Below are 16212 nucleotides of genomic sequence, written 5' to 3' on the forward strand. Positions count from 1 at the left end.
TTGTTAGGAATAGGCTTTATACAATAAAAAAGGTTCTTCTCTGGTTAGCGGGGGATAGATACTAGAACGGCTGGAATAGGTTATGGTGATGTCGCCACCGCGATATAGTCCCCTAAAAGCACCGAAATCGGTGAAGCCGAAGGCTTAAGATAAACTTCAACAGCTAACTACGACACAACCATAAAAAACACCGCCATTTGGCGGTGTTTTTGTATTGGCGCAGTGGCTGTTAAAACAGCTCCTGTTCTTGTTCGAATACTGGATCCTCAGGTTGCACCGTTTCGATTAACTCCGTCGGTGCGGTACCTTCCATAAAGTACTCAAACATCGAGCTATCGTCGTTACGGTTAGATAGCTTGCCGGTGGCCATATCGATGCGAGCGGTAACGATCCCCTGTGGGATCTCGCTGTGTTCTTTGGGAATATCCACTAGGTAGCTGGCCATAAAGTGGTTCCACGCTGGGCCAGCGGACTTCGCGCCGGATTCAGCATTGGTGATTTGATTTTGCGGTGCGTTAGCGTTCCAGCTGGTGCGACCGAGCTTACGACCGTGATTGTCGAAGCCCATCCATGAAGTAGCTACTATCCCCGGAGCGTAACCAGAGAACCAGGTATCGCCGGCATCGTTGGTGGTACCGGTTTTGCCACCAATGTCTCGACGTTGCAGTAATCGCGCCGCACGCCATGCGGTACCATTCCAACCAGTACCTTTAGCCCAATCGCCACCGCCCCAGATAACAGATTGCATGGTTTGCCGGATCAGGAAGGCGTTCTGCTCACTGATCACTCGTGGTGCCAGTAATTCTTGCGGCCATAAACATTGCTGCAGTAACGGCGCTGCGGCGTTGTCAGTCTGCTGACTCTGATTCGCTAAGGCTTGCTCACACTCACGGCAGGCGATCTGCGGTTGAGCCATCTCGAGGATGATCTCATTACGCCCTTCAATACGCTCAATAAAGTATGGCTCAATCAGAAAGCCACCATTTTTGAACGTGGCAAACCCGCGTACGTTCTCTAATGGCGTTGCTGAGGCAGAACCCAACGACAGTGATTCGTTACGAGGTAGTTCATTGCGCTCGAACCCAAACTTAGCAAGGTGGTCGATAAAGGTATCTATTCCGATTTGACGTATGGTTCGCACTGCCATCACGTTGATAGACTGCGCTAAGCCCTGACGCACTCGGGTTGGGCCGGTATACACATCTGGCGAGTTACGCGGGCGCCATGCTGTGCCTTGGCTACGGTCCCACTTGGTGATAGGGGCATTGTTGACTAGTGAGGCCAAAGTAAAGCCATTGTTCAGCGCAGCAGAATAGAGGAACGGCTTGATGTTAGAGCCTAACTGACGTTTAGCCTGAGTAATGCGGTTGTATTGGCTCTGACCAAAGTCATAACCACCAATCAATGCTTGGATAGCACCATCAAACGGATCGATAGCGACAAACGCGTTACTTGCTTGTGGGATCTGAGCCAACATCCACTGGTCGTCCTGCTGGCGCAGCCAGACTTGCATGCCAGTAGCCAAGACATCTGCTGCGACTTTAGGGGCACGACCTTGGCGGGTATCGCTGATGAATGCTCGGGCCCATTTGATGCCATCCCAGCTCAGTTCGATACTGCTGCCATCAGCCACCATCGCAATAGCGGTTTTCTCATCCACTTGGGTAATAACAGCGGCCAGCAACTCGCGATGAGTATTGACTGTTTTAAGGTGTGCAACGATCTGCTGCTCTGGCCAAGGGTCATTATCGGCTGCCACAACCGTTGCATCGGTATCGGCACTAGCGGGTTGCCATAGTAAGGCTTCTGGACCACGGTAGCCGTGGCGCATGTCGTATGCGAACAGGTTATCTAGTACCGCTTTTTCAGCTTGTATCTGGGTGGTGGAATCGACTGTTAGGTAAACATTAAACCCTTGGGTGTACGCCGCTTCCTCTCCATATTGTGCCACCAATTGATCTCGGGCCATTTCGGCGAGGTGGGGAGCATATAATTCAATCTCAGCGCCATGATATTTGGCAGTAATTGCTGCTGCAGAGGCAGAATTGAATTCATCCTGACTAATGGCCCCGACGGCCATCATTCGGCCGAGCACAACGTTACGTCGGTTTTTTGCTCGCTCTGGATTACGAATCGGGTTTGCTGCCGATGGTGCCTGAGGCAAACCGGCAATCATAGCCATCTGAGCCAAGGTAAGTTGGTTGATATCTTTACCGTAATACACTTGAGCAGCAGCGCCGACACCATAAGAGCGGTTACCTAAAAAGCTGCGATTCAAGTAAAGCTCAAGGATCTCTTCTTTATCAAGTAAACGCTCGATTTCGAGTGCAATAAAGATCTCTTTTACTTTACGAATGTAGGTTTTTTCACGAGTCAGGAAGAAGTTACGGGCTACCTGCATGGTGATGGTTGATGCCCCTTGAGCCTTACGGCCAGTGGTGACCAACACAAATGCGGCGCGAACGATGCCAATAGGATCGATCCCTTTGTGCTCAAAGAAACGCGCGTCTTCGGTTGCCAATATGGCGTCGATAAGGGTCTGAGGTACTTCATCGTAGCGGACAGGGATCCGACGTTTTTCACCGAATTGCGAGATCAGTTTGCCGTCGGCGCTAAATACTCGCATTGGCGTTTGCAGTTGCACCGTTTTGAGTGAATCAACATCTGGTAGTTCAGGCGCAATTTTATAATAGAGGCCCACTAGCCCTAGTGCGCCAACGATGGCTAATAAGCAACACAGCGCTAGAAAGCGTTTAAACCACTTCACTCAACAAATACCCGCAAACCGATGTAATGGGTGCATTATACATTGTGAGATAGCTTTGCCTAACCAAAGCAGTCACCAGTAATACTATTTAAGATAATCAATGATTTGTTTAAATTATGTGATATGTTCATTAATTGATAATGCACAATTAACCAACAGGCAGGGATGAAGAATGTTGGCTGACTGGTTTAAACCTAGTACCCCGAATATGGTCGGAGTGGACATCGGTACTCAGGAAGTAAAGGCAGTATTGCTTGCTGAGACTGCGGAGGGCTACGAGCTAGAAGGGGTTGCTCGTGTACCATTGCCTAAAGGTGCAGTGGTTGATCGCGAGATCCGTGATGCTGGAGCCGTTGCTGCTGCCATGCGTCAAGTTCGTAACGAAATGCCCAAAAGCGCCAAATATGGCGCCGCTTCCGTTTCTGGTTCGACCGTCATGACTAAAGTCATCTTTATGGATGCCAACCTATCCGATGAAGAGCTCGAAGCTCAGATTGTGATAGAGGCCGATAGCCTCATTCCATACCCTCTTGATGACGTTAATATCGATTTTGAATCTCTCCGTACCAATGAAGAGACCAATAAGGTCGAGATCTTATTGGCGGCTTGCCGTGCGGATAACGTCGACTCTCGCGTAGATGCACTGGATGCCGCAGGTCTTGAAAGCCGAGTTATTGATGTTGAAGGTTATGCCCTTGGGCGCAGCTTTAAATTGATTGCTGACCAATTACCAACCGCTGGCATTGGCCAAGTGGTTGGTGTGGTTGATTTGGGAGCCAGCATTACCACCTTTGCGGTCGTTGCTGATGGTGAAACCGTCTTTACTCGTGAACAGGCATTTGGCGGCGAACAATTTACTCAGTCGATTCTGGCCTACTACGGCATGAGCTACGAAGAAGCTGAACGAGCGAAGGTCAGTGGTGAGTTGCCTCGTAACTATATCTTCGAGGTATTGGCACCGTTTCAAACCCAATTACTGCAACAAATTCGTCGCACCATGCAGATTTGCGCTAATTCCACCAGCTATGAAAATATGGATAGCCTCATCTTATGCGGTGGCAGCGCCCAGATTGAAGGCTTAGCTAGCATGCTTAGTACCGAGTTAGGGATCCCAGTACACATTGCCGATCCCTTTATTGGTCGCTTGCGTGCCAATGAACAAATTCAGCAACGTGTTGGTGGTGAGATCTCACGCTATATGGTGGCGTGTGGCTTGGCATTAAGGAGCTTTGAATCATGGCACATATAAACCTACTGCCCTGGCGTGAGGCGCAACGAGCACGGTTGAAGCAACAATATCTGGTTATCTTGGGGGTTGTTGCAGGGATCACCGTGATGGTAATGGTTGGTGCCACCATGTGGTTGACCCAGCTGCAACAAGATCAAAATAAACGTAACCAGTATCTGAAGTCGGAAATCGTTAAGTTAGATCGCCAAATCAAAGAGATCCGCTCCATTAAGGATCAAAAACAGCAACTCTTAACTCGTATCGACGTGATTCGCCAGCTGCAGCAGCAGCGACACGTGCCGGTACAGGTAATGAATGAGCTGGCGCGAGTGATGGTGCCTGGGGTGTACCTTACTCAGGTGCAGGTACGCGGTTCCAATGTTTCTATCCAAGGCTACTGTGATTCCAACAACCATTTAGCCAGTATGATGCGGCAAGTTGAAAGTGCACGTTGGCTGTCCGAGCCACGAGTGCATCAGATTGTGGCCTCCAAAGATAGCGATCTGCGTGAGAACGCTTTCAAACTCGATATGGTTGTATTGCCACTGGGTGATGGCCCGCTGGTACTTGAGGATGAACTTGTTGCCATTGCGGGGGACAGTTAATCATGGATTTTAACCAAATCAATGAGCTTGAACTCGAAAACGTCGGTTCCTGGCCTAAACCCGCCAAGGTTGTGCTAGCGCTGGTGATGGTAGTGTTACTTGGAGTGCTTGGTTACTACGCCGTTATCCAAGACTCGATTAAGCAGCTTGATAATTTAAAAACCAAAGAGGTTGAACTAAAAAACGAGTTTGAGCGCAAATATAAACTCGCCGCTAACCTGCCCAAGTATCGCGAGCAATTGGCGTTAATGGAACAGCAGTTCTCCGACTTGTTGACCATGTTGCCGACTGCCACTGAGATGCCTGGCTTGCTCGACTCCGTTACTTACCTTGCAACAGACTCCAGCCTGCAGATCCAAAGCCTAAACTGGCGGCCTGAAGGTAAGAAAGAGTTCTATGTCGAGATGCCAATTGAGATGAAGCTAACCGGCGGTTACCACGACTTTGGTTCCTTTGCCTCTGGTGTTGCAGGGCTACCTCGTATCGTTAGCTTGCATGACTTCACGATGGTGCGCAGCGATGATGAACTGCTGCAAATGAGTGTTACGGCAAAAACCTATCGCTTCTCTGAGCCTAAACCAGAGAATGCTAAGGGGGCAAAATGAAGAAACTTGCAGTCGTAGTATCGAGCATGTTTTTGAGCGCTTGTACCAACAACCTTAACGATTTACATCAGTACGTTGCTGAGGTGCAAGCAGATCCTGTTGTGTTTAATGAAACCACCCCTGAACCGCCAGAGATCACCGTCGTTCCTTACAGCGTGGCCGATTTGCGTAGCCCATTTCGCTATCAACGAGTGCGTTTAGATGAACGTGAAGGGGATAACCGTAACGATTGTCCGCAACCGGATCTGGAGCGAGAACGCGGTCCGCTTGAGGCTTACGGTGTGGATAGCTTCCGCCTTCGCGGTGTAATGCGGGATGACATCGAGCAATGGGCATTGTTGCAAAGCAGTGACGGTACCGTTTACTCAGTAAAACAGGGTGACTATTTAGGGATGTTCCACGGCCAAGTTGAGTCAATCGGACAGGTTGAACTGGTTGTAGCGGAATGGATCCCTGATGGCCGAGGCTGCTGGACCAAGCGTGAAACGCAATTGGCGATGGCGAATAACTAAATTTTTTCCAAAAGGTAGAAACCATGCAAGGACATAAATGGTTTTGCGGTCAGGCCAGCACTTTGACGAACAAAATGTTGGCATTAGGGTTGTTGTGCGGGATGCAATCAACAGCTTGGGCAGGCGAATTAACCGATCTTAAATATCACAGTCAGGTGGGTACACAGGTAGAGCTTGAGTTTACGTTTTCTGAACCGGTCGCTGAGCCAGAACTGTTGTTGGCAGCAGATCCCGCGCAGATAAAGCTCAACTTTAGTGGCCATGATTCGGCGTTGGCGGTTAATACGGTTCCGGTAGATGCTAACGGTGTTGAAAAAATCTCCATCAGCGACACTGTTGACGGGGTCTATGCCAATATCTGGTTGGATCAAATCACCCCATACCAGACGCGAGTTGAAGGCGAAAAGTTTTACATCGTCTTAAACGATACCTCTGAAGTGGCCAGCACTGATTCAAAACGCGTGCAGGTTGAAGCGATAGATTTTCATCGCAGTGAAGGATCCGCAGGTGAACTGGTGTTGGACCTATCTAGTGCATCAACTGCAGTTCACCTTGAGCGCAGTGGTGCCGATCTGTTAGTGACGCTGTATAACGCCGATATCCCGACAGACCTACTTTATGTGGTTAACGTTGAAGACTTTAATACCCACGTTAAAGGGTTTGAAACCTTTCAAAAGGGCAACAATAGTCAGATTCGTCTAGATATGGGGGGGAGTTCGTTCGAGTACGATTATCACCAAGAGGGTGACAAATTCTATGTGGTGGTGAGCGAACCAGAGCAGCGTGTCGATCCTGAGAAGTCCTACAGCGGCAGTAAGTTGTCGATGAACTTCCAGGATATCCCAGTACGGACGGTGCTGCAGATCATTGCCGATCACAACAACTTCAACTTGGTCACCACAGATAACGTTAATGGCAACCTAACCCTTAATCTAGATGATGTGCCTTGGGATCAAGCGCTAGAGATGATACTTCGTATCAATGGCTTAGATAAACGTATTGAGGGCAATATCCTGTTGGTTGCGCCTCGACAAGAGTTGATTGCCCAAGAAACCGAGAAACTTCGTCAACAGCAAGAAAGTACCGAAGTAGCGCCGTTATTCTCCGAGTATATTCAGGTCAACTACGCGAAGGCGACAGATTTAGCAGCATTGATGTCCAGTGATGGCGGTACGCTGTTATCGGACCGCGGTACTGTGTCTGTTGATGAACGTACCAATACTCTATTGATTCAAGATACTGCTGAGCGTCTTGAAGATATCCAGCGCTTAGTCGATGTACTAGATGTGCCAATCAAGCAGGTGATCATCGAATCTCGGATGGTGACGATTCGCGATAACATCAAAGAAGAGCTTGGGGTGCGTTGGGGCATTACTGATGTGGCCGATAACGGCACCAGAGGGACCAGTGGTAGCTTGGATGGCCTAGATGGTTTGCTGCCTGACGGCGATGAAGTGAGCTTAGATGATCGGTTAAATGTTAACCTACCGGTTGCCGATCCGGCCGGTACCATTGCTTTCCAGCTGGCAAAGTTGAGCGATGGCACTATCTTAGACTTGGAATTGTCCGCGTTGGAGCTGGAAAACAACGGTGAAGTTATCGCCAGCCCACGCTTAACCACGGCCAACCAGTTCACGGCTTCTATTGAGCAGGGTGTTGAGATTCCATTTGTCGAATCGAGCTCTAGTGGTGCTACCTCCGTTGAGTTTAAGAAGGCGGTACTGAGCTTAACGGTTACCCCACAGATCACTCCTGATAACCGGATTGTATTGGATTTGACGGTCACCCAAGATACCCGTGGTGATACAGTGCAAACAGGGACAGGACCAGCGACAGCGATTGATACTCAACGTATTACTACTCAGGTTCTGGCTAAAAATGGTGAAACCATTGTATTAGGTGGTATCTACCAGCAGCAGAATCAGAATGTGGTTACTAAAGTGCCGATTTTGGGTGACATCCCGTTTATGGGTTGGTTGTTCCGTACCACTAGCGATTTCTCGGAAAAGTCTGAATTATTGATTTTTGTGACCCCGAAAATCGTTATCGACCAATTCTAATTACGTAGAGGGCGGTATCTTCTGCCGCCCTCTATTGCGTTGTTGTGTCATTCCCTGCGATAATCTGCCACCAAAATTAGCGTCAAAGTGGGTACTTTTCCGCCGCCGTGTACGGTGGTCGCTAAGTTAGTGTTTTACTAATTCGACTGTAGAAATGGCTGAAAAAAGAAATATCTTCCTAGTAGGTCCAATGGGCGCTGGTAAAAGCACCATTGGTAGACACCTGGCTCAAATGCTGCACCTTGACTTTTTTGACTCAGATCATGAGATCGAAGCCCGTAGTGGTGCCGATATCTCATGGGTTTTTGACGTCGAAGGAGAAGAGGGTTTCCGTAAGCGCGAAGCCAAAGTAATTGACGATTTAACCGAAAAGCAAGGCATCGTACTCGCCACTGGTGGTGGTTCGGTGTTAAGTAAAGAGGTTCGTAACCGTTTGTCTGCTCGCGGTATCGTGGTGTACTTAGAAACTACCATCGATAAGCAAGTGGCTCGTACTCAACGCGATAAGCGTCGTCCACTGTTACAAGTAGATGAGCCACGCGACGTACTTGAGGGCTTGGCTGGCGAACGCAACCCTCTGTACGAAGAAGTATCAGACATCGTGGTACGAACTGATGATCAGAGCGCCAAAGTGGTTGCTAACATCATCATCGAACGCTTAGGGTTTTAATCTGGCTGTCAGGAACAAGAGATGGAACGAATTGATGTACATCTAGGCCAACGTAGCTATCCGATCCATATCGGCTCTGGGCTGCTGCAAAATGGCGATGGATTAATTCGTGAGTTGTTACCACCTCGAGTGCTGCTCATTAGCAATGAGGTGGTAGCGCCACTCTATCTTGAGTCTGCAACGGCATTATTAAGCCGTTGCGGCTGTCAAATAGATACCTTGGTGCTACCCGATGGTGAGCGCTATAAAACCTTCGATACACTGAATCTTATCTTTACTAAGGCACTTGAGCTGGGTCTCGGACGAGATTGTAGCTTTGTTGCTCTTGGTGGTGGAGTTATCGGTGATATGGTGGGTTATGCCGCCGCGAGCTATCAGCGCGGGGTACAGTTTTGCCAGTTCCCAACCACGTTGCTTGCCCAAGTTGATTCTTCAGTTGGTGGTAAGACCGCAGTGAATCACCCTCTTGGCAAGAATATGATCGGTGCTTTTCATCAACCACAGTTAGTGCTGATGGATATGGACACCTTGTCGACCTTGCCAGCAAGAGAGTTTGCTGCGGGGATGGCTGAGGTGATCAAGTATGGCATCTTATGGGATGGTGACTTCTTTGCGTGGCTTGAACAACATCAGGCAGAGCTTAAAGCGCTACAAGTTGATGCTCTGTCTTATGCCATCGGTCGCTGTTGTCAAATTAAGGCAGAAGTGGTGGCAGAAGATGAAACAGAGCGCGGTGTTCGGGCGCTGTTAAATCTTGGCCATACCTTTGGCCATGCTATCGAAGCTGAGCAAGGCTATGGTAATTGGTTGCACGGTGAAGCGGTGGCAACCGGCATTGTGTTGGCTGCGCAGCTAGCGCAACAATTAGGTTGGCTTGAGCAAGTTCAGGTAGACCGGATCAGCGCACTGATTAGCGCGTTTGATTTGCCACTAAATCCACCGCAAGAAATGGGTTTCGAGCAGTTTATGCCACATATGCGTCGCGATAAAAAAGCGTTGCAGGGCATCGTTCGACTTATTCTTCCTACGGCGATCGGAACAACTGAAGTGGTTAGCTCAGTTACCGAAGACCAATTGCGCCAGTTGTTCGATACGTTATGACCAAGGGCTCATCCTTCGCCCTTCTTCCAAGCCAACGCAGTTTACTCGAACGGTTACGCTACCTGATTGAATACGGTGATCACCTTATTCTGTTGCACGGTTGCTCTGGCGTGGGGAAAACTCTACTCGCACAAACGATGCTCGAAGGCTGTGAAGAGTTTAATCAGGCTTACGTTGAAGTCTCACTCGAGACCGATCCAGCTCAATTGCGCAGCGATGTCATTGCTCAATTGGTCCAAAACCCGGTTTTTGATAGTAAAGAGCCCTTACCCGATACCCTAGAAAGGCTGTTTGCAGGCTCGCAGGGGCGTGTGCTGCTGGTGGTAGATAATGGCCATAATTTAGCGGATACGCTCTTAGCTGAATTACTAAGTCTGATCGATGACCTACGCCTGCCTGAATTGTCTATCACCCTGGTGATTGCCACCCAAACCGATCTTGTCGACCGCCTCCACCATGAACTTCCTGAGCACTACACTGAGCGACTGTTGCCGATTGAGGTGCTAGGCTTATCCAACCGAGAGCGGCAACTGCTCTACAACCAGCTTACCGGAAGTGTCGCTAAAAGGCGCCTAAGCAATGAGCAAGGTATCGAGCAACAGTTGCGTGATAGCGACGGTACCGCCGCTGCTGTGGTTGAAATTGCCAGTGAGCAAGTCGCCGACGCTGAAAGTTATTATGGTTTGAGTACTTTGCACCAACGGGCAATAGGTACTATTGCGATAATGATGGTGCTGCTGTTGCTGTGGTGGTGGCTAGATCAACCAAGCGAAGCGGTAAACCGCCCCGGTGAACGGATAGAGGTGGCATTACCGCAACAGCAAGCTTCAATAGCGAAACCTGCGGTAGCGCAACAACCTCGACCGCTGGTGATTGAGCAGCCGGTTGAAACCGTAACGACCGAGTTGGCTGGTGAATGGCCAGCCAAGACTAAAACTCAACAACAGCTTGAGCCAATCGTAATAGCGACTCCCACCCCCGTTCAGATTATCGAAGTTGGTTCGCTTGAAGATGTGCCATCATCCCTGCCAGAGCCAGAGCCAGAGCCAGAGCCAGAGCCAGAGCCAGAGCCAGAGCCAGAGCCAGAGCCAGAGCCAGAGCCAGAGCCAGAGCCAGAGCCGTTGACGCTGATGCAACAGCCGCTCAAGGCTCGCCCTAACAGCAGTTATGTGCTGCAATTAGCGGTATATTCTGAGCCTAACTTAGTTACCAGCTTTATAAATGCCCACCAACTGCAGCGTAATGACGTCCGCGTTTATCGCAACAGCCGTCAGCCTAAACCGTGGTTTATTGTTGTTATTGGTGGTTATTCCGACAAAGCCAGCGCCTTAGCTGGGGTAAAAGCGTTGCCGCAAGCGCTGCAACAGATAAAACCTTATGCAAAGCCAATATCTGCAGTGAAAAAAGAGTTAGTCGAAGAGCAACAATTGGCTGAGTTCCTGCGCAAACACGGGTAAAATCACCGCCTTTACGGCAAATGAAGATCAGTAGATGACCAAATCCAGAGCGTTTTTGAAATGGGCAGGGGGTAAATACAAGCTAGTGGACCAGATTGCCACTCGTTTGCCTGCTGCTACGCGCTTGGTTGAGCCGTTTGTTGGGGCGGGTTCGGTGTTCCTAAATACCGATTTTGACTCCTATCAGTTGAGCGACATTAACCCGGATCTGATTGGCCTTTATAACTCGTTGAAGCAGCGCCCAGATGCCTTCATCGATGATGCCCGCAAGTTCTTTGTCCCAGAAAACAATGATAAACAGGTGTATTACCACCTACGCTCGGAGTTTAATCAAACTACCGATGTGTGGGAACGTTCGTTGCTGTTTCTCTATATGAACCGATTTGGTTATAACGGCCTATGCCGTTACAACAAGAAGGGCGGCTTTAACGTACCGTTTGGTTCCTATAAAAAGCCATACTTCCCAGAGAAAGAGTTGTACTTCTTTGCTGAGAAAGCTCAACGCGCCAACTTTGTTTGTGAAGGCTACGCACAGTCATTTGCACGTGCCAAAGCGGGTGATGTGGTTTATTGCGATCCACCGTATTTGCCACTTTCAACCACTGCCAACTTCACCAGTTATGCCACCGGTGGATTTTCGCTGGATGATCAGGCGTTGCTGGCGGACTGTGCCGCGGATGCAGCAACTCGCGGTGTACCGGTGCTGATCAGTAATCATGATACGCCGTTGGCTCGTAAGCTTTATCATGAGTCAAAGATGGAAACCATTCAGGTGCAACGCTCGATTAGCCAAACGGCGACTGGTCGTAAAAAGGTGGATGAGTTATTTGCGCTGTATCGGTAACATTGTGAGCCGTAATTTAAGCTGCAGATATTAGGACAATACCCACTGTACGAGCGCGATCAGGCTAATTACAAAGATGATGATGGCGATGATACCAGTAGCGATAAACGGTAGTGGTGAGACTCGTTTGAAATCCCGCTGGCGGTTGGCTTCTGTTTGAACCCCAAATAGGGCCGCAAGAACGCTCAGCAGCGTTTGCATCAGTTAGAAATGGTTGTCTTGACTTGGATTGTGGAACAGCTCAAGCAGGTTAAAGAAGTGCAGCTGCCCATTGCCACCATTTACCAACCAGCTGATCCAGCCAACTTGGTTTTTTTGCATTTCGCATTGATTATTGAACAGGCATGACTCGCGAGTCGTTACCACCGACCCAATGATTAGGGCGGTTACAACGAGTGTTACCAACCAAGCTTTTTTCGATCCTAGAATAGACAAAATCGCCTCCTGCGTGAGCATAGAGGCGATTATAACAGTTCGTTATTTGTTTGACTATAAAACGACCAGTAGGGGTTTATTAGTAGTAGAAGTTTACGCCAATAACGAAGGCTTCATCTTCATCTTCATGATAAACCACACCGCCAAAGGCTTCGGCGTAATCGTTAAAGCTGTATGCCACCGTTACGCCAAGATCATAGGCGCCATCGCCTTCGTCTGGTTCGGCATAACCGGCGTGAGTGCTAAGGGTAGTATTTTCTGCAATATCAAAGTCATAGTTACCTTCGAAGTACCATGACTCTAAGGTTTCATCGTAGAACACGCCTAAGCCTAAACCGTACACACCAGCGCCAGCGTAGTACTCGGTAGTGTGACCACCTACATCAGCGTAGTAGTAGCGAGTCACGCCAAAGTCGAGAGAGACATTTTCGTTAACGTCGAAACCGTAACCGGCCCACCAGTCAATCTCGTACTCGGTGTCACCGCCGTTGTCATAGCTTGAACCCCAAATGCCGGCGTAAAGACCAGATTCGTGTTCAAGATCGGCACCGGCCTGACCAGCGAAGTCATCATCAGACAGAGTCACGCCACGGAATAGGTAGTTGCTAACTAAGGCGGCATTGAAACTAAGGCTGGTGCCATTGCCCAATTCCACTGCGGCAACAGAGCCAGTACTAGCGAGTAAAACGGCTGCAAGGCCAGAGTTTATATAGTTTTTCATCATCAATCCCTTTGTTGGTTATATGGGCTTCGGCCCGTTATATCGTCCAATAGTGGGGATGAAACTGGGGGAGTGGTTATAAAGTTACTCAAGTTTTGCTCTGGGTGCAAAGTAACCATAAAAAGCTATTGGGGTCTGATAACTCAAAGCGATAGAATATCTCCACTTTCAGAAAAGGATTAGAGACTGGGAAATGACTAAGCACTTAATTGCTCCATCCATTTTGTCTGCAGACTTCGCTCGTTTAGGCGAAGACGTAGCGCAGGTACTCGCCAGTGGTGCCGATGTAGTTCACTTTGATGTGATGGATAACCATTATGTTCCCAATCTCACCATTGGTCCTATGGTGTGCCAAGCGTTACGTGATTACGGCATTACCGCACCCATCGATGTGCATTTGATGGTTAAACCTGTGGACCGACTGATCCCTGATTTTGCTAAAGCTGGCGCATCCATTATTACCTTCCACCCAGAAGCCAGTGAACACTTGGATAGAACCATCCAATTGATCAAAGACCACGGTTGTCAGGCTGGCTTGGTGTTTAACCCGGCCACCCCATTGCACTATCTCGATTACGTAATGGATAAACTTGATGTCATTTTGTTGATGTCGGTTAACCCGGGCTTTGGTGGCCAGTCGTTTATTCCGAACACCTTAGACAAGACCCGAGAGGTGCGTAAACGCATCGACGCTAGTGGTCGCGATATCCGTTTAGAGATCGACGGTGGGGTTAAAGTCGATAACATTCGAGAGATCGCCGCTGCCGGTGCTGACATGTTTGTGGCCGGCTCTGCCATCTTCAATCAACCGGACTACAAAGCGGTGATTGATCAGATGCGTGCTGAATTGGCGCAAGCGTAATGGTATTTTCTGACGTTCAAGCGATCGCCTTCGATCTTGATGGTACTTTAGTCGATTCTGGCCCAAGCCTCGCCACAGCTGTTGCCGAGGCTTTAGTTGCAGTCGGTCACCCGCCTTGTCAGTTGACCGACGCCCTTGGTTGGATTGGCAACGGTGCGCCAATGTTGGTTAAGCGGGCGCTCAGCAACAGCGTTGAGCCAGATCCAAACTTATCGGCCGCGTTGGTTGAGCAAACATTAGCTCACTTTGCTAGTGCCTATGCCAAGCACCAACCAGGCCCAGACCTGCTTTACCCCAATGTTGCGGCAACCCTTAAATCATTACACCAGCGCGGTTATAAGATTGCATTGGTGACCAATAAACCAAGCGAATTCGTTGCTGATATTCTTGAAGGCGCTGGTATCGCTGCCTATTTTGAGTTGTGGTTTGGTGGCGACTGTTTGGCGGAGAAAAAGCCGAGCCCATTGCCACTGCATACATTGTTGCAACATTGGCAGCTTGAACCTCAGCAACTATTGATGGTTGGTGATTCACGTAACGACGTTTTGGCGGCCAAGGCCGCAGGCTGTCGTTGCGTTGGTTTAAGTTATGGCTATAACTATGGCCAAAATATTTCTGAGCTAAACCCTGACTTAGTGCTCGACCATTTTCAACATCTGCTGGCAGCTTTGCCGGCACAAACAGAGACCTGTGCATAATGAGTAAACCGATTGTATTTAGTGGCGCCCAACCTTCGGGTGGCCTAACGCTGGGCAACTACATGGGGGCGTTGCGTCAATGGGTAAACTTACAAGAGACTCATGATGCCCTTTATTGTGTGGTCGATCTGCACGCCATTACCGTGCGCCAAGACCCAGCCAAACTGCGTGAAGCCTGCATGGATACCCTAGCGCTATACTTAGCCTTGGGAATTGATCCTGCTAAGAGCACCATCTTTGTTCAGTCTCACGTACCTGAGCATTCACAGTTAAGCTGGATCCTAAACTGCTACACCCAGATGGGTGAGCTAAATCGAATGACCCAGTTTAAAGATAAATCTCAGCGTCATGCCTCTAACATTAACGTTGGCTTGTATGACTACCCGGTACTTATGGCCGCTGACATCCTGTTGTATCAAACCAACGAAGTGCCAGTTGGTGAAGATCAGAAACAACACTTAGAGTTAAGCCGCGACATCGGTAATCGCTTTAACAACGTTTACGGGCAAACCTTTGCTATCCCAGAGCCGCACATCCCTCAACAAGGGGCGCGGGTAATGAGCCTGCAAGAACCGAACAAGAAGATGTCTAAGTCGGATGACAACGCTAACAACCGCATTGGCTTATTGGAAGATCCTAAGGTGATCACCAAGAAGTTTAAGAAGGCGTTGACCGACTCTGATGATCCAGCGGAAATCCGCTTTGATTGGGAAAACAAAGCTGGCGTGTCTAACTTATTGAGCATTATGTCTGCCACCAGTGGCAAGACTGTCGCGCAGTTGGAAGCGGAGTTCGAAGGCAAGATGTATGGTCACTTGAAGGTAGCCACTGCCGAGTCTGTTTGTGCCATGCTGGAGCCAATGCAGCAGCGCTACAAGCAGCTTCGTGCCGATCAAGGTTACTTAGATCAAGTAATGAAAGCCGGCGCAGAAGGTGCTCGTGAGCGTGCAGCTAAAACCCTAGCTCGGGTGCATGATGTACTTGGTTTGCCAGCGATGCCACGCTAAGTCATTTGATTGGGCATACCAATACATAAAAAAACCGGCTTAAGCCGGTTTTTTTATGGGTAAAATATGCAGGTTATTGGTACTCAAATACCTTAACTACCTTGTTAACCCCATCGGTATTTCGTGCTACTTCAACTGCCGCTGCAGCTTCTGCTTGGCTTACTACGCCGAGTAAAAACACCTCTTTGTTTTCCGTAACCACCTTGATTCGAATCGCACTGAGATCGTCATCAGACACCATACGTGACTTAACTTTAGTGGTGATCCAGCTGTCATTAGAGCGGCTGGTAAACCCCAGAGGGTTGCCAGTACGAAGCTGATCATGCAGGCGTTCGATGCCATTGATCTCACGGATTGCCTTAAGGGCTTTGTCGTGCAGCATTTGGTTTGGCACTTGGCCAACCAACAGTACCTGTTGGTTCATGCTTACAGCACTGATCCGGGTTTGATTACTCAGATCTTCGTGCTTTGCCAATGCCGCCATGATCTCGACTTCAATGGTGTTGTCGTCAATCTGGCTGCCCATACTGCGACGATCATTTACCATTACCGCGGTGCCAACTGTACCTACCAGTAATGCACCGGCACAGCCGGCCAATTGGCTAACCAGCAGGCAGGCAAGAATAATTCGAGTCATCAC

At 49.1% G+C, this 16212-nt stretch carries 16 protein-coding genes; 12 read left to right on the plus strand and 4 right to left on the minus strand.

Annotation, left to right across the window (positions count from 1 at the left end):
• Positions 1-229 precede the first annotated feature (229 nt).
• Positions 230-2767, minus strand: coding sequence for a penicillin-binding protein 1A (locus tag HER31_RS17340; protein WP_168662526.1), 2538 nt, complete (start codon positions 2765-2767; stop codon positions 230-232).
• 172 nt (positions 2768-2939) lie between these two features.
• On the opposite strand from HER31_RS17340, the gene HER31_RS17345 reads away from it, so the two are divergent.
• The 9 genes from HER31_RS17345 to HER31_RS17385 all read left to right on the plus strand — a co-directional run bounded on the left by HER31_RS17345 (position 2940) and on the right by HER31_RS17385 (position 11849).
• On the plus strand, positions 2940-4016 hold the full coding sequence (locus HER31_RS17345) for a pilus assembly protein PilM (protein WP_168662528.1): 1077 nt from the start codon (positions 2940-2942) through the stop codon (positions 4014-4016).
• A complete protein-coding gene (locus HER31_RS17350) occupies positions 4004-4600 on the plus strand; it encodes a PilN domain-containing protein (protein WP_168662530.1) in 597 nt (198 codons plus the stop codon). Before HER31_RS17345 ends, HER31_RS17350 begins: the two co-directional genes overlap by 13 nt.
• Before the next feature lie 2 nt (positions 4601-4602).
• Complete coding sequence (locus HER31_RS17355; protein ID WP_168662532.1) at positions 4603-5205, plus strand: type IV pilus inner membrane component PilO; 603 nt, start codon at positions 4603-4605, stop codon at positions 5203-5205.
• Entirely contained in the window at positions 5202-5717 is a 516-nt protein-coding gene (locus HER31_RS17360) for a pilus assembly protein PilP (RefSeq protein WP_168662534.1), read from the plus strand. The genes HER31_RS17355 and HER31_RS17360 overlap by 4 nt, the downstream gene beginning before the upstream one ends.
• A 23-nt stretch (positions 5718-5740) precedes the next feature.
• Positions 5741-7777 carry a type IV pilus secretin PilQ gene (locus HER31_RS17365; protein WP_168662536.1) on the plus strand — a complete coding sequence of 679 codons (2037 nt, stop codon included), beginning with the start codon at positions 5741-5743 and terminating at the stop codon, positions 7775-7777.
• Positions 7778-7931: 154 nt separating this feature from the next.
• Entirely contained in the window at positions 7932-8447 is a 516-nt protein-coding gene (gene aroK, locus HER31_RS17370) for a shikimate kinase AroK (protein WP_168662538.1), read from the plus strand.
• A 21-nt stretch (positions 8448-8468) separates the two neighbouring features.
• Complete coding sequence (gene aroB, locus HER31_RS17375; protein WP_168662540.1) at positions 8469-9548, plus strand: 3-dehydroquinate synthase; 1080 nt, start codon at positions 8469-8471, stop codon at positions 9546-9548.
• Positions 9545-11005 carry an SPOR domain-containing protein gene (locus HER31_RS17380; protein ID WP_168662542.1) on the plus strand — a complete coding sequence of 487 codons (1461 nt, stop codon included), beginning with the start codon at positions 9545-9547 and terminating at the stop codon, positions 11003-11005. The genes aroB and HER31_RS17380 overlap by 4 nt, the downstream gene beginning before the upstream one ends.
• Before the next feature lie 34 nt (positions 11006-11039).
• Positions 11040-11849: a Dam family site-specific DNA-(adenine-N6)-methyltransferase gene (locus HER31_RS17385; RefSeq protein ID WP_168662544.1), complete on the plus strand. Its 810-nt coding sequence runs from the start codon at positions 11040-11042 to the stop codon at positions 11847-11849.
• A gap of 30 nt (positions 11850-11879) precedes the next feature.
• On the opposite strand, the gene HER31_RS17390 is transcribed toward HER31_RS17385, so the two are convergent.
• Complete coding sequence (locus HER31_RS17390; protein ID WP_168662546.1) at positions 11880-12050, minus strand: DUF2970 domain-containing protein; 171 nt, start codon at positions 12048-12050, stop codon at positions 11880-11882.
• A 313-nt stretch (positions 12051-12363) separates the two neighbouring features.
• Entirely contained in the window at positions 12364-13008 is a 645-nt protein-coding gene (locus HER31_RS17395; RefSeq protein ID WP_168662548.1) for a TorF family putative porin, read from the minus strand.
• Positions 13009-13198: 190 nt separating this feature from the next.
• Here HER31_RS17395 and rpe point away from each other — a divergent pair, with 190 nt between their 5' ends.
• From rpe to trpS, 3 genes are read left to right on the plus strand one after another with little or no spacing between them, the layout of a single operon-like run.
• Positions 13199-13867: a ribulose-phosphate 3-epimerase gene (rpe, locus tag HER31_RS17400; RefSeq protein ID WP_168662550.1), complete on the plus strand. Its 669-nt coding sequence runs from the start codon at positions 13199-13201 to the stop codon at positions 13865-13867.
• Positions 13867-14565, plus strand: a complete 699-nt coding sequence (locus HER31_RS17405; RefSeq protein WP_168662552.1) for a phosphoglycolate phosphatase — start codon at positions 13867-13869, stop codon at positions 14563-14565. Before rpe ends, HER31_RS17405 begins: the two co-directional genes overlap by 1 nt.
• A complete protein-coding gene (trpS, locus tag HER31_RS17410) occupies positions 14565-15572 on the plus strand; it encodes a tryptophan--tRNA ligase (RefSeq protein ID WP_168662554.1) in 1008 nt (335 codons plus the stop codon). The genes HER31_RS17405 and trpS overlap by 1 nt, the downstream gene beginning before the upstream one ends.
• Positions 15573-15645: 73 nt before the next feature.
• Here trpS and dolP read toward each other — a convergent pair whose 3' ends face one another.
• Positions 15646-16209 (minus strand): division/outer membrane stress-associated lipid-binding lipoprotein, encoded by a 564-nt coding sequence (dolP, locus tag HER31_RS17415; protein ID WP_168662556.1) that lies wholly within the window; start codon positions 16207-16209, stop codon positions 15646-15648.
• Positions 16210-16212: the final 3 nt, after the last annotated feature.

The organism is Ferrimonas lipolytica, from assembly GCF_012295575.1.
Classification (GTDB): domain Bacteria; phylum Pseudomonadota; class Gammaproteobacteria; order Enterobacterales; family Shewanellaceae; genus Ferrimonas; species Ferrimonas lipolytica.

Coding starts and splice junctions, on each gene's coding strand:
- HER31_RS17345 (WP_168662528.1), top strand. CDS start 2,940: ATGTTGGCTGACTGGTTTAAACCTAGTACCCCGAATATGGTCGGAGTG.
- HER31_RS17390 (WP_168662546.1), bottom strand. CDS start 12,050: ATGCAAACGCTGCTGAGCGTTCTTGCGGCCCTATTTGGGGTTCAAACA.
- HER31_RS17360 (WP_168662534.1), top strand. CDS start 5,202: ATGAAGAAACTTGCAGTCGTAGTATCGAGCATGTTTTTGAGCGCTTGT.
- dolP (WP_168662556.1), bottom strand. CDS start 16,209: ATGACTCGAATTATTCTTGCCTGCCTGCTGGTTAGCCAATTGGCCGGC.
- HER31_RS17395 (WP_168662548.1), bottom strand. CDS start 13,008: ATGATGAAAAACTATATAAACTCTGGCCTTGCAGCCGTTTTACTCGCT.
- HER31_RS17385 (WP_168662544.1), top strand. CDS start 11,040: ATGACCAAATCCAGAGCGTTTTTGAAATGGGCAGGGGGTAAATACAAG.
- trpS (WP_168662554.1), top strand. CDS start 14,565: ATGAGTAAACCGATTGTATTTAGTGGCGCCCAACCTTCGGGTGGCCTA.
- HER31_RS17365 (WP_168662536.1), top strand. CDS start 5,741: ATGCAAGGACATAAATGGTTTTGCGGTCAGGCCAGCACTTTGACGAAC.
- HER31_RS17350 (WP_168662530.1), top strand. CDS start 4,004: ATGGCACATATAAACCTACTGCCCTGGCGTGAGGCGCAACGAGCACGG.
- HER31_RS17405 (WP_168662552.1), top strand. CDS start 13,867: ATGGTATTTTCTGACGTTCAAGCGATCGCCTTCGATCTTGATGGTACT.
- aroB (WP_168662540.1), top strand. CDS start 8,469: ATGGAACGAATTGATGTACATCTAGGCCAACGTAGCTATCCGATCCAT.
- aroK (WP_168662538.1), top strand. CDS start 7,932: ATGGCTGAAAAAAGAAATATCTTCCTAGTAGGTCCAATGGGCGCTGGT.
- HER31_RS17380 (WP_168662542.1), top strand. CDS start 9,545: ATGACCAAGGGCTCATCCTTCGCCCTTCTTCCAAGCCAACGCAGTTTA.
- HER31_RS17355 (WP_168662532.1), top strand. CDS start 4,603: ATGGATTTTAACCAAATCAATGAGCTTGAACTCGAAAACGTCGGTTCC.
- rpe (WP_168662550.1), top strand. CDS start 13,199: ATGACTAAGCACTTAATTGCTCCATCCATTTTGTCTGCAGACTTCGCT.